At 70.8% G+C, this 11,920-nt stretch carries 10 protein-coding genes; 8 read left to right on the top strand and 2 right to left on the bottom strand.

Annotated features, from left to right (window positions below; all coding sequences use genetic code 11):
- Positions 1-85: 85 nt before the first annotated feature.
- Complete coding sequence (locus V1227_RS05375) at positions 86-1,312, bottom strand: MFS transporter (protein ID WP_329791348.1); 1,227 nt, start codon at positions 1,310-1,312, stop codon at positions 86-88.
- 160 nt (positions 1,313-1,472) lie between these two features.
- On the opposite strand from V1227_RS05375, the gene V1227_RS05370 reads away from it, so the two are divergent.
- The gene (locus V1227_RS05370; protein WP_329791347.1) at positions 1,473-4,547 is read left to right on the top strand and encodes an AfsR/SARP family transcriptional regulator; all 3,075 of its coding nucleotides are present in this window, start codon (positions 1,473-1,475) and stop codon (positions 4,545-4,547) included.
- 80 nt (positions 4,548-4,627) lie between these two features.
- On the opposite strand, the gene V1227_RS05365 is transcribed toward V1227_RS05370, so the two are convergent.
- Complete coding sequence (locus V1227_RS05365) at positions 4,628-4,834, bottom strand: hypothetical protein (protein WP_329791346.1); 207 nt, start codon at positions 4,832-4,834, stop codon at positions 4,628-4,630.
- A gap of 188 nt (positions 4,835-5,022) precedes the next feature.
- On the opposite strand from V1227_RS05365, the gene V1227_RS05360 reads away from it, so the two are divergent.
- From V1227_RS05360 to V1227_RS05330, 7 genes are all read left to right on the top strand, one after another.
- On the top strand, positions 5,023-5,907 hold the full coding sequence (locus V1227_RS05360) for a hypothetical protein (protein ID WP_329791345.1): 885 nt from the start codon (positions 5,023-5,025) through the stop codon (positions 5,905-5,907).
- 55 nt (positions 5,908-5,962) lie between these two features.
- Complete coding sequence (locus V1227_RS05355; protein WP_329791344.1) at positions 5,963-6,616, top strand: hypothetical protein; 654 nt, start codon at positions 5,963-5,965, stop codon at positions 6,614-6,616.
- Positions 6,613-6,807: a hypothetical protein gene (locus V1227_RS05350; protein ID WP_090105580.1), complete on the top strand. Its 195-nt coding sequence runs from the start codon at positions 6,613-6,615 to the stop codon at positions 6,805-6,807. Before V1227_RS05355 ends, V1227_RS05350 begins: the two co-directional genes overlap by 4 nt.
- A gap of 260 nt (positions 6,808-7,067) precedes the next feature.
- Positions 7,068-8,378, top strand: coding sequence for an ATP-grasp domain-containing protein (locus tag V1227_RS05345; RefSeq protein ID WP_329791343.1), 1,311 nt, complete (start codon positions 7,068-7,070; stop codon positions 8,376-8,378).
- Positions 8,375-9,604, top strand: coding sequence for an ATP-grasp domain-containing protein (locus V1227_RS05340; RefSeq protein ID WP_329791342.1), 1,230 nt, complete (start codon positions 8,375-8,377; stop codon positions 9,602-9,604). The genes V1227_RS05345 and V1227_RS05340 overlap by 4 nt, the downstream gene beginning before the upstream one ends.
- Positions 9,601-10,860, top strand: coding sequence for an MFS transporter (locus V1227_RS05335; protein ID WP_329791341.1), 1,260 nt, complete (start codon positions 9,601-9,603; stop codon positions 10,858-10,860). The genes V1227_RS05340 and V1227_RS05335 overlap by 4 nt, the downstream gene beginning before the upstream one ends.
- Complete coding sequence (locus V1227_RS05330) at positions 10,857-11,915, top strand: histidinol-phosphate transaminase (protein ID WP_329791340.1); 1,059 nt, start codon at positions 10,857-10,859, stop codon at positions 11,913-11,915. The genes V1227_RS05335 and V1227_RS05330 overlap by 4 nt, the downstream gene beginning before the upstream one ends.
- Positions 11,916-11,920 lie beyond the last annotated feature (5 nt).

Raw genomic sequence — 11,920 nt, 5'->3', positions numbered from 1 at the left:
CGGTTGTCAGCAACCTCAGGGTGGGCGGAGGCCCTTTGGGTCCGCTTTCGGCGATGGCTCGCCGGCCGATAGCGGATCGATAGAGCTAAACCGCCTGTTCAGACGGCACTGGACGGCTGCGGCGCGCCCAGGCGACCGCCGGACCGGTCGCCAGCGCGGCGGCCAGGAAGAGCCCGCCGAGCACCAGCCAGCCCACGGCACCGCCGTCGATCACCAGCGCGGTCAGCGCCAGCGGGCCGAGGGTCCTCGCGACCGCGATGCCGCTGCCGAAGAACCCCTGGTACTGCCCCTGCTTGCCCTCCACCGCGAGACCGAAGCTGATCTCCCAGTAGCCCGAGGCCAGCATCATCTCGCCGGCGACCTGCAGCACGGCGCCCGCCGCCAGCACCACCGCCGCGACCCAGGCCGCCTGGTTCCCCGACGAGAACGCGAACACCACGCACGCGGCGAGGAGGAACAACCCCGACAGGCGCACGATCCGGACCGCGCCGGCCAGGTCGTGCACCCGGTTCGCCACCGAGACCTGGAACAGCACCACCGCCACCGTGTTGATCACCATCAGCACGGACACCATCCAGCGCGGTGCCCCGGTGTGCCCGACCACCCACAGCGGCAGCACGACGCTCAACAACGGCATGTACAGCATCAGCACGGAATTGAGCGCCGTCAGCACCGCATAGGGGCGATCCCGCAGCACGACGAGCACCGGCTCGCCTTTCCCGGCCTTGGCGACCGCCGGAACCCGGGGCAGACGTCTCAGCACGAGTGCCGCGGCCAGGAATGTGGCGGCGTCCAGCGCGAACGCGATCAGATACGCGGACTCGGTGTCGAACTGCAGTGCAACGCCACCGATCACGGCGCCGACGGCGATGCCGGCGTTCGCCGTCGACTGCATGTAGGCGCGTGCCTTCGTCCGTCCGGCCGCGTCGACCACTCCCGCGAGAAGGGCCTGCCTGGCCGCGACCAACCCGCATTGGCAAATCGTGTAGATGCACGCGACAACGAGGAACGCGGGGAAGGAACGCACCAGCGCGAATGCCGCGACCGCAATCGCCGTGGCCGCCGCGAGCGCCACCGCCACGCCACGTGGACCACGTCGATCCGCCAAATGCCCGAGGGGGACGCTCGCCAACGTTCCCAGCGTCCACCCCACGGTGAGACCCAGTCCCACCTGCGTGGGCGTCAAGCCGACTATTCGGGTGAAGTACAGGACCGAACAAACATAATAGGCACCATCACCAATCGCATTGGTCAGCTGTGCAACGGCCAGACCTCGGGACGGCCCTGCCGGGGGGAGCAATTTTCTCAACATCGTGCTCCTTCTTCCTCGTCACGTGACATCATCACTCCGGAACCATCGCACCGTGAGCGGGTTGTCATCATCGGCTCACGGTGCGGCGCATGTCCGGTTCTTTCAGAACAGAAGAGACAAATCGGACTGCATTGGCGGGCAGTTGAGGGGCGGACCGGTCATGCTGAGACTTCTGGGACCAGTGGAACTGGTCGTGGACCAGCGATCGCTCGATCTGGGCGGGCCTCGTCAGCGGGTGGTGCTGACGATGCTCGGGCTCAACGCCAACCGCGTGGTGCCGGTCGATCAGCTCATCGACGCGGTGTGGAACAGCTCCCCTCCCTCCACCGCGAAGGGCCAGATACAGATCTGCATCTCGGCCCTGCGCAAGGTGTTCACCGACGCCGGCCTCCCCGAGGCGATCCGCACCAGGCCGCCCGGTTACATCCTGGAGATTCCCGACGACGCCCTCGACAGCACCCGGTTCGCCGCGCTCGTCGCGCGTGCCCGCGAGGAGAGCGACGCCGGCTCCGGCGAGATCGCGGCCGCCACGCTGCGCTCCGCGCTGGCGCTGTGGCGGGGTTCGGCGCTGTCCGGTGTCGCCAGCGACCTGGTCCAGCGTGCCGCGGTGCCGCTGGACGACCAGCGCCTCGCGGCCGTGGAGGAACGCATCCGGCTCGACCTCCTGCTGGGCAGGCACGAGGAGATCTGCGGCGAACTGCGGACCCTCGTGGACGACAACCCGTTGCGCGAACGGCTGCACGGCTTTCTCATGCTCGCCCTCTACCGCGCGGGCAGGCAGGCCGACGCGCTCGAGGTGGGCCGCGCCGCCCGCACCGTGCTGATCGAGGAGATCGGCATCGAGCCCGGCCAGGAGCTGCAGGACCTGGAACAGGCCATCCTCAACCGCTCGCCCTCCCTCAACGCTCCTCCGGCGCGTCAGAAGGCCCCGGCCGGCCAGGCCGCACCGCCCGCGGCCGAGGCCCCGGCGACCATCCCGCGCCAGCTGCCCGCGAGCATCACGGACTTCACCGGGCGCGACGACCTGATCGAGGTGCTGCGCGCGGGCCTCGCGACCGAGTCCGAAGAAGAGCGTTACGCCGTGCCCATCATGGCCATCTCCGGCAAGGGCGGGGTCGGCAAGTCCAGCATCGCGGTGCGGGTCGCGCACGAGGTCGCCGACCGGTTCCCCGACGGCCAGCTCTACGCCGACCTGCGCGCGCAGAGCCCGGACGACCGCACCGGAAAGCTGCTCGCCCGATTCCTGCGATCGCTGGGGGTGCCCGGCACGGCGGTGCCCGACGACGTCGGCGAGCGGGAGGAACTCTTCCGCAGCAAGGTGTCCGGCAAGCGGCTGCTGCTCGTGCTGGACGACGTCACCAACGAGAACCAGGTGCTGCCGTTGCTGCCGGGCAGCGCGTCCTGCGCGGTGATCACCACGAGCCGGGCGCGGCTGTCCGGGCTGCCGGGCGCCCAGTGGGTCGACGTGGACGTCTTCGACGTCGACCAGTCCGCGGACCTGCTCGCGCGGATCATCGGCCAGGAACGGGTGAACGCCGAACCGGAGGCCGCGGTCGAGCTGATCACGTTCTGCGGCGGCCTGCCCCTGGCGTTGCGCATCGCGGGGGCCCGGCTCGCGTCGCGGCCGCACCTGCGCATCGACGGACTGGTCCGCAGGCTGCGCGACGAGGCGCGGCGGCTCGACGAGTTCGAGCACCATGGGCTCGAACTGCGGTCCAACATCGGCCTGACCTACAAGGGCCTCGCCCCGGACGCCCAGCGGTTGTTCCAGCTGTTCTCGCTCATCCGCGCGCCCGAGTTCCCCGCGTGGACGGCGGCCGCGTTGCTGGACATGGACATCTACGACGCCGAGGACATCCTCGAAAGCCTCGTGGACGCGCAGCTCGTCGACACCGTCGAGTACGCCGACGCGACGGCCACGCGCTACCGGTTCCACGACCTGATCCAGGTCTACGCCAGGGAGAAGCTCACCGAGTCGGCCACGCAGGAGGAACGCACCGAGGCCCTCGCCCGGCTGCTGGGCGCGTGGCTCTCGCTCGCCGAGGAGGCGCACCGGCGCGAGTACGGCGGCGACTACACGATCATGCACGGCGACGCTCCCCGCTGGGCGGACGCCACCTGGTCGAACATGGGCCTGACCGCGAACCCGATCGACTGGATGGACAGCGAGCGAAGATCGCTCGTCGCCGCCGTCCGCCAGGCGGCCAACGCGGGGATGGACGAGTTGTGCTGGGACCTCGCGCTGACGTCGGTGACGTTGTTCGAGTCCAAGGGCTACTTCGACGACTGGCTGGAATGCGCGAGGACCGCCGAGACCGTCGCCAGGGTTGCCGGCAACGACGTCGGCGTCGCGGCGATGCGGTACTCGCTCGGCACGCTGCACATGTTCCAGACCCGGCTGCAGGAGGCCGCGCAGTGCTTCGGCGAGGCGCTGGAGGGTTTCCGGGCGGCGGGTCACGAACACGGCCAGGCACTGGTGCTGCGCAACGACGCCCACGTCGACGGACTGCGCGGCGACATCGGCTCGATGCTCATCAAGTACGGCGCGGCACTGGTGACCATGCGCGCCTCCGGTGACCGCATCGGCGAGGCGCACATCCTGCGCAGCCTCGCGAAGCACCACCTGGAAGAGGGCGACACGACCACCGCGCGGGGACTGCTCGACGACGCGGTGCGCATCACCCGCGAGGTCAACTGCCTGCGCGCCGAGGCCCAGGTGGAGCACCGCGTGGCGGAGCTGCACGTGGTGACCGGCCAGATCGACCAGGCGCGCAAGTCGTTGCACCGCGTCCTGCAGATCGTGCGCGACACCGGCGACCGCATCGGCGAGACCTACGCCCTCTACAGCCTGGGTGTGGTGCGGCACAAGGAAGGCCGCCTCGACAACGCCGAGACGACCCTGGTGCACGCCCTGGACCTGTCCCGCAAGATGGGCGAACGGTTGATCGAGGCGAAGACGCTGTACTCCCTGGGGCAGATCGCATTGGCCCGCGGCGGTGGCGCGGCGGGCACCACGCATCTCGAACGCGCGCGGCAGCTGTTCGAGGACCTGGGTTCGGCGCTCTGGCAGGCGAAGACCCTCCTCGCACTGTCCGAGGCCTCCGAGACCGGCGACGACGCGCTGGTGGCCGTGCTGCGCGCGGCCGAGCTGCTCACGCCGCTCACTTCCAAGGAATCCGCCCAGCTGCTGGCCGAGGTGGAAATGACCCGCGCCGCGCTCTCGTCCTCCGTTTAGGGACGCGGCCCGGAACGTTGTGCGCGACGTTCCGGGCCCGCTGGGTGCGAGATCGTGAATTCTCTTCATTTCGTACCTGGTCACCAGTGCGTGTCTTCGACGCAGACCAGGAGGTCGGCGCTCCAGTGCGTGTCCTCGGGGCAGTCGTTCGGCCCCTGAACGGTGACGCCGGCGTTCTTCCAGTGCGTGTCGGCGGAGGCGGTGCCGCTCGCGATTCCGAGGACGGCGATCGTCGCGATGATGGCGGAGACCAGCGTCGAGGCGGCGGACTTGCGGCTGGCGAACATTTCTACCTCCGGGTTGTTCGGGGGTATTCCCCCTGGCTGACACCAGTTCAGCCACCGGCTCCCTCGATCCTCGTTCCGTCCGCCATCGAGGTGCCTTAAACCGGCCGATAGAACCTTGAAAGTAGATCGACAGCCGGCCCCTGCAACGTTCGTCCCGTCGAGTTCAACGAACACGGGAGGGACCGGCGATGAACGCCACGACGCTCCGCCTCAGCAACGACGACCTCCGACGCGTGGTCGAGGACGGCGACGCGGTCCAGGCGGTGGCGACGGCGTTGATCGCACGCTCAGCGGGCCGCGGGGACCTCACCGGCCTCGCGGCCGATGGTGCCACCGTCCGCGACGACGGTGAGACCGCGATCTACGAGACCGCGCAGGACAGGCGGCTGTGCGTGATGTCCGCCGCCGGCCTGCGTGAGTACCGGCTCGCGGTGCTCACCGCGCTGGCGACCCGTCACCTGGTGGTGCCCGGAGTCGTGACCGCCTCGGTCATCGGCTCGGGGTTCGCGCTGGAACTGCAGCTCACGATCCTGCGCACCCACGTCCCCAACGTCAGCCATGTAGCTGTGGCGACGACGGGGAACCAGCCGCCCGACCGGGCGGTGCTCGACCGGCTCGACCGCGACGGCATCGGGTTCTCCCTGGTGGAGACCCCCGCCGACGCGATGTTCGGCGCCAACCTCGTCGTGCTGGCCGGGGTCACCCGGCTCGACGCGCTGCGGCTGGCGAAAGGCGCGGTCCTCGTCAACACCACCGGTGCCGACCTGCCCGTCGCCCTGCTCGACGGCGTGCACGCGGTCTTCGTCGACGACCAGGAAGGGCTCGCCGACAGCGGTCGGACGTTCGTCAGGACCCACCGGGCGACGCGCAGGGGCGGTCGTGGACACAGGTCCCCGTCCGTCGTCGCCGACCTCGGCCGGGTGCTGGCGGGCGAACACCCCGGTCGCACGGACCACGACCACGTCCTGCTCGTCGAGCTGATCGGCGGTGGGACGGAGCTCGACCCCGTCCTCGCGGGCCGCATCCACCAAGCCGCCGCCGCGGCCGGACTTGGAACCTTCGCTGACCACTGATTCCACCCGAGAAATGTCCGTTCGCGGCGAGCAGCCGATACCCAAGGAGCCGACCATGTCCGTGTCCCAGAGCCACTGCGAGTTGCGCATCGTTCCTTCCTGCACCTCGACTGCGCGATCCGGTTCGCGCAGCTGCGACCAGTGCCGCCAGGCCCTGCGTGACGAGCTGCGGGCGCTGCCCGGACTGCACGAACAGTGCGCCCAGTCGCTCACGCCGGGTCGCCGGCCCGAGGTCGTGCAGATCAGGAACTCGCGCGTGCCCGGTGGGTTGAGCCTCAACCTGACCGCTGTCTCGGTGCGCACGAGCATCCTCGGCGTGCTGGCCTCGTGGTCGTCGATGGTCATCGAGGAGACCGGCACCGTGAAGCCGCCCTCGCGCCGGGTGCACGTGCTGTCGACGTTCCTGTACCGCAACCTCGACTGGATCCTCAACCACGAGGTGGCGCAGGACTTCGCCGAGGAGATCACCGACCTGGCCGACGCGGCGCGTGCCGTGCTGGACCCGTCGATGAGTGAGCGCCTCGACCTCGGCCCCTGCGGCGAGACGGGCTGCGGCATGACCGTCTACGCGGCGATCGGCTCCGGCGCCGACGCGGGAGCGCACGCCGCCTCCTGCGGTGCCGGCCACCACATCTCGGCCGGCCAGTGGCTGCTGCTCGAGGAGTCCGACGACGTCCGGCAGCACTCCGCGCAGGGGACCGTGGCATGAAACAGCGGACGCGCGGGCGAACCGTGCCGACCGAGCTCGCGGCGCTCGCCGCCGGAGTGTCGGCCGCCACCATCCGCAAATGGGCCAGCCGGGGAAGGCTCACCCGGTACGGCAGCAGGAACAAAGCCGAGTACAGCCTCGACGAACTGCGCGAGATCCTGCGCGAGAACGCGGCGAGAATTGCAGTCTGAAACACGGACACGAACAGGGTCCTTCCACACGGGAGGGCCCCTGTTCGCATGTCCGAAAAATACAAGTAAAACTCCACAGGGATTTTCTCGGACAAAGGGTTGACCGCCCACCCCCAAGGTGTCACGCTGTTCTCGGGGCACCGCTTTGCCCGCTCGGCGGACAGACACCGGAACCGACCCCGATTCCTTTCCTCCCACGCGACTGGATGCGCGTCGTGGAGATGACTGCATTTACTTGATTCTTTGTTTGGAGCGCCGCCATGTCCGAACCGTCGTTACCGAGAGCATTCATCCTGGCCGGCTCCTTGCTGGCCGTCTGCCGCGCGCCGCGTTATCTCGCGGAACTGCGCGAGCGCGGACTGCGGGTACTGCTGATCACCTCGGCGAACTGGCGAGCCGAGGCGGAGCGGGTGGCCGGGGACGCCGGCCACCCGCTCGCGGGCGTCGAGGACATCGCGTTCGTGGACGGTGGCGTGCGCCACGAGGGATCGCTCATCGCGGGCCCGATCGCCGCGGCGCTCGCCTGGCGACGCCGGTACGACGTCGTCGGCGCCTACGCGGTCGGCGAGACCATGGTGGAACCGGCGGGACTGATCGCCGACGCGCTCGGCGTACCGGGGCCCGGCCTGCGCGCCAGCCGCGTGTGCCGCAGCAAGTACCTGCAGCGCTGGTACCTGCCGGAGTTCAGCCCCCGGGTGGCGTTCGCCGGGGACGACCTGTCCGGCGTGCGGTTCCCCGCGGTGGTCAAGCCGTCGGGCCGGCACTCCAGTTCCGGTGTCGTCACCGTGACGGACGCCGAGTCGCTGCGCGCCGAGCTCGCCGCGTACGGCGACCAGGAGACCGTGCTCGTCGAGGAGAAGGTCGTCGGCCAGGAGTACTCGGTGGAAAGCCTGGTGCAGCACGGCAAGGCCATCTTCGCCTCGGTGACCCGCAAGGACACCAACGACCACGACGGCAGGCACTTCGTGGAACTCGGGCACACCGTGCCGAGCGACCACGCGGCCGTCACGGAGCTCCTGCTGGACGCCAACCAGGCGGTCCTCGACCGGCTGGACGTGCGCGACGGGATCACGCACGCCGAGTGGCGGGTCACCGCGAACGGGCGCCCGGTCCTGATGGAGATCGCGGCCCGCCCGCCGGGTGACGGCCTGTGCTCGCTCTACGAGCTGGCCACCGGCCGCCCGCTGGAGACCGAGGTGCTGCGCATCGCGCTCGGCGAGCACGCCGACTACCCGGCGCCGCGGCGCCACACCCGGCAGGTCTACGTCGAGCACCCCGAGGGCGTGCTCGACGACGTCGTCGCGGACTGGCCGGGAGCGCGGGTCGAGTGGGTCGGTGAGGCCGGTGTCTGGGAGCAGCCCGAACCGCTGCCGGCGGACGCACCCGCCACGCTCCGCGCCGTGCACGTGCACGCCGATCGCGGCGCCGTGCTGGGCCCGATCACCTGTTCCGAGGACCGCTCCGTCACGTTCCTCGTCGACGCGCCCACCGCGGCCGACCTCGACGAGATCACCGAACGCGTCCGGCGCGCCATCGACATCCGCACGACACCGAAGGGGGCGTCGGCATGAGCAACCTGCTGATGGTCATGCCGTACCGCGCCTACCTGGCGAAGGCCAGGGCCGAAGGCTTCCGCGTCGGTGCCGTCTGGGACCCGAAGGTGGCGATCGAGATCTTCGGCGGGCTCGCCGACCTGTACCTCGACGACGTGCGGGCGCAGGCCGACGCGTTCTGGGAGGCCGACTTCGCCGACCCCGCGGGGTACGAGCAGGTGCTGCGCGAGGCGGCACGGGAGTTCGGCGCGGACCTGATCTGCCACGTCGGGCAGGAGGAGAGCATGGGCCTGGCCGTCCGGGTCGCCGAGGACCTCGATCTCACGGCGAACTCGGCGGAGTCCGTGCACCGCCTCAACGACAAGGTCGCGCTGCGCCGGCTGCTGGACGAGCACGGCCTCTCCCCCGTCCGGCACGCCGACGCGGCGGACTGGCGGTCGGCCGCCCCGCTGCTCGCGGGCTTCGAGCTGCCGGTCGTGGTGAAGCCCACGCAGCTGTCCGGCAGCCGCGGCGTGGTGCTGGTGCGCGACCTGGCCGAGTTCGAGGCCTGGGGCGCCGCGTTGGACGAGACCGGCTACACCGGCCCCGTGCTGGTCGAGGAGTACCTCACCGGCCAGGAGTACAGCGTGGAGACGATCAGCGTGCAGGGCAGGCACCACGTGATCGGCGTGACGCACAAGAGGCTCGGCGCGCCGCCGCTGTTCGTGGAGGCCGGGCACGCCCATCCCGCACCGGAGGCCGATGACGCCATCGGCGCCACGGTGGTGGCGATGCTCGACGCCGCCGGGTACCGCACGGGCCCGGCGCACACCGAGTTGCGCGTGACCCCGGCCGGGCCGCGGATCATCGAGTCGCAGGCCCGGCTGGGCGGCGACCGGATCCCGCGCCTGGTGGAGCTCGCCACCGGCATCGACCTGGAGCGCGCGGTGTTCGCCGCGCTGGCCGGACGTGACCCGGCGCCGCGTGCGCGGCGGGACGTGGCGTGGATCCACTACTTCGCGCTGCCGCCGGGTGTGCTGCGATCGGTGAGCGGCCTCGACGAGATCAGGGCGCTGCCCTTCGTCGACGAGCTGTCCTTCCCGTTCGAGCCCGGTGCGCGGGTGCCGTTCACGGTGGACTGGCGTTCGCGCCACGGTTTCGTGGTCGTGTCCGCCGCCTCGCACGAGGAGGCGGCACGGCGGGCCACGAACGTGGAGGCGCTCCTGCGGGTGACCGTCGACGATCTCGCGGAGGTGTCGCCGTGAACGTCAGGACGCTGCACCCGAGCCTGCGCGTGCGCATCGGCGTCGGGTTCGTGAACCGGCTCGTGGACTCGATGATCACGTCGTTCATGGCCGTGCACCTCGCACTGGCCTGGGGCGTGGCGGCCGCCGGCCTGCTGCTGATCGTCGTGGTGGCGCTCGGCGTGGCCGGGATGCTCTTCGGCGGTCACGTCGCGGACCTGCACGGCAGACGGCGCACACTGCTCGCCGCCGAGGCGGGCGCCGCGGTCACGTTCGGCGTGATGGCGCTGGCCGACTCGCCGGTGCTGTCGAGCGCGCTGCTGGTGTACCTGGCGTACGTGGCGAACAAGTTCGCCGCCAGCGTCGCTCTGCCCGCCAACGACGCGATGATCGTGGACCTGACCTCGCCGGAGACGCGCAAGGGCGTGTACACGATCAACTTCTGGGCGACCAACCTGGCGCTCGCCATCGGCGCGCTCGTCGGCGCCGCGCTCTACTCGCGGTTCGCGGTGGTGCTCGCGGTGGCGGCGGGAGCGACGCTGGCGGTGCTGGCCACGACGTACTTCCTCATCGCGGAGTCCAAACCGGACAGCGAGGTGCCGCGCGAACGCCCGCAAGGGGTCCGCGCGCTGGTGCGGGAGTTCGGGGACGGCTACCGGCTGGTGCTGCGCGACCGGCTGTTCCTGCGGCTCATGGTCGCCGGGACGCTCACTCTCGCCGTCGAGTTCCAGCTGGTGAACCACATCGCGGTTCGCCTGGCCACGGACTTCCCGACGCAGCAGCTGCTGTCGTTCGCGCCCGCCGTGGACGGGGTCGGGATGATCGGCCTGCTGAGGGCCGAGAACACGATCCTGGTCGTGGCGCTGGCGTTGTTCTCCACCGTGCTGTTCCGCGGAGTGTCCGACCGGGCCGGCCTGTACCTCGGCACGGCGTTGTTCGTCGGCGGGTACGCGGTGATGGCGGTGAGCGCGTCCGGCTGGGTGCTGATGGCGGCCGGTCTGGTGTTCACCGTCGGCGAGCTGATGAGCGTGCCGGTCAGGCAGGCGATGCTCGCCAACCTGGTGCCGGACCACAGCCGCACCCGCTACATGGCCGTCTACAACCTCAACATCCGGGTCGCGCAGGGACTTGCCGCCGGCTGCGTCACGCTCGGCGCCGTCGTGCCGGCCTGGGGCATGGCCGCGCTGTACGTCGCGCTCGGCGCGGTGATCGTGTGGCAGTACAGGTCCGTCCTGGCCGGAAGGCCGGTCGCCGAGCAGGTGGGGGTGCCGTCGTGATCCGTCCCGTCGTCGAGTCGCTGCCGACGTTCAAGCCGGGTCCACCGGTCGTCTCCCCCACGGGCGAGACGTTCCTGTTGGCCGCCAACGAGTCCGCGGACGGCCCACTGCCCTCGGTCACGGCCGCGATCTCCCGCGCGGCCGCGGACGCGCACCGCTACCCGGACTACACCTCGGCCGAACTGGTCGGCGAGCTCGCCTCGTCGCTGGGGGTCGCCCCCGGTCAGGTCGCGGTCGGCTGCGGGTCGTGCGGCGTGATCGCGAACCTGCTGTCCGCGGTGGAGGAGCCCGGCGGCGAGGTGGTGTTCCCGTGGCGGTCGTTCGAGGCCTACCCCACGATGACCAAGCTCGCCGGCATGAACCCGGTGCCCGTGCCGCTGCTCGACGAAAGGCACGACCTGCCCGCGATGGCGGCCGCGGTGACGCCGCGGACCCGCGCGGTGATCGTGTGCAACCCCAACAACCCCACGGGGACCAGCGTGCGCCGGGCGGAGCTGGAGTCCTTCCTGGACTCACTCCCGCCGGACGTGCTGGTGCTGCTGGACGAGGCGTACTTCGAGTACGTCCGGGATCGGGAGTCACCGGACGGCCTGGCGCTGCTGGCCGGACGGCCGTCGCTGGCCGTGGTGCGCACGTTCTCCAAGGCGCACGGCCTGGCCGGCCTGCGCGTCGGGTACCTCGTCGCGGACGAACGGCTCGCCGGTGCGGCGCGCACGGCGAGCCTGTCGTTCGGCGTGAACCGGATCGCGCAAGCCGCCGCCGTGGCGTCCCTGCGGGCCGGCGACGAGCTCACCGCCCGCGTCGAGGCCACGGTGAAGGAACTGGCCCGCGTCCGGGCCGCTTTGCTCGACCAGGGCCGGACCGTGCCCGAGTCCGAGGCCAACTTCGTGTGGCTTCCCCTCGGTGAGGAGTCGGTCGCGTTCGCCGCCACCTGTGCGGCGGCCGGGGTGGCCGTGAGGGCCTTCCCCGGCGAAGGCGTCCGGGTGTCCATCGGTGACACCAGGGCCAACGACGCCTTCCTCGCGGCGGCGGAGCACCACTCCCGCTGCCACTAGGGCTG

The organism is Lentzea sp. DG1S-22 (assembly GCF_036321065.1).
Taxonomy (GTDB): Bacteria; Actinomycetota; Actinomycetes; order Mycobacteriales; family Pseudonocardiaceae; genus Lentzea; species Lentzea jiangxiensis.
The sequence above is the reverse complement of the archived record's forward strand: the minus strand, read 5'-3'. Positions and strand labels throughout refer to the sequence as shown.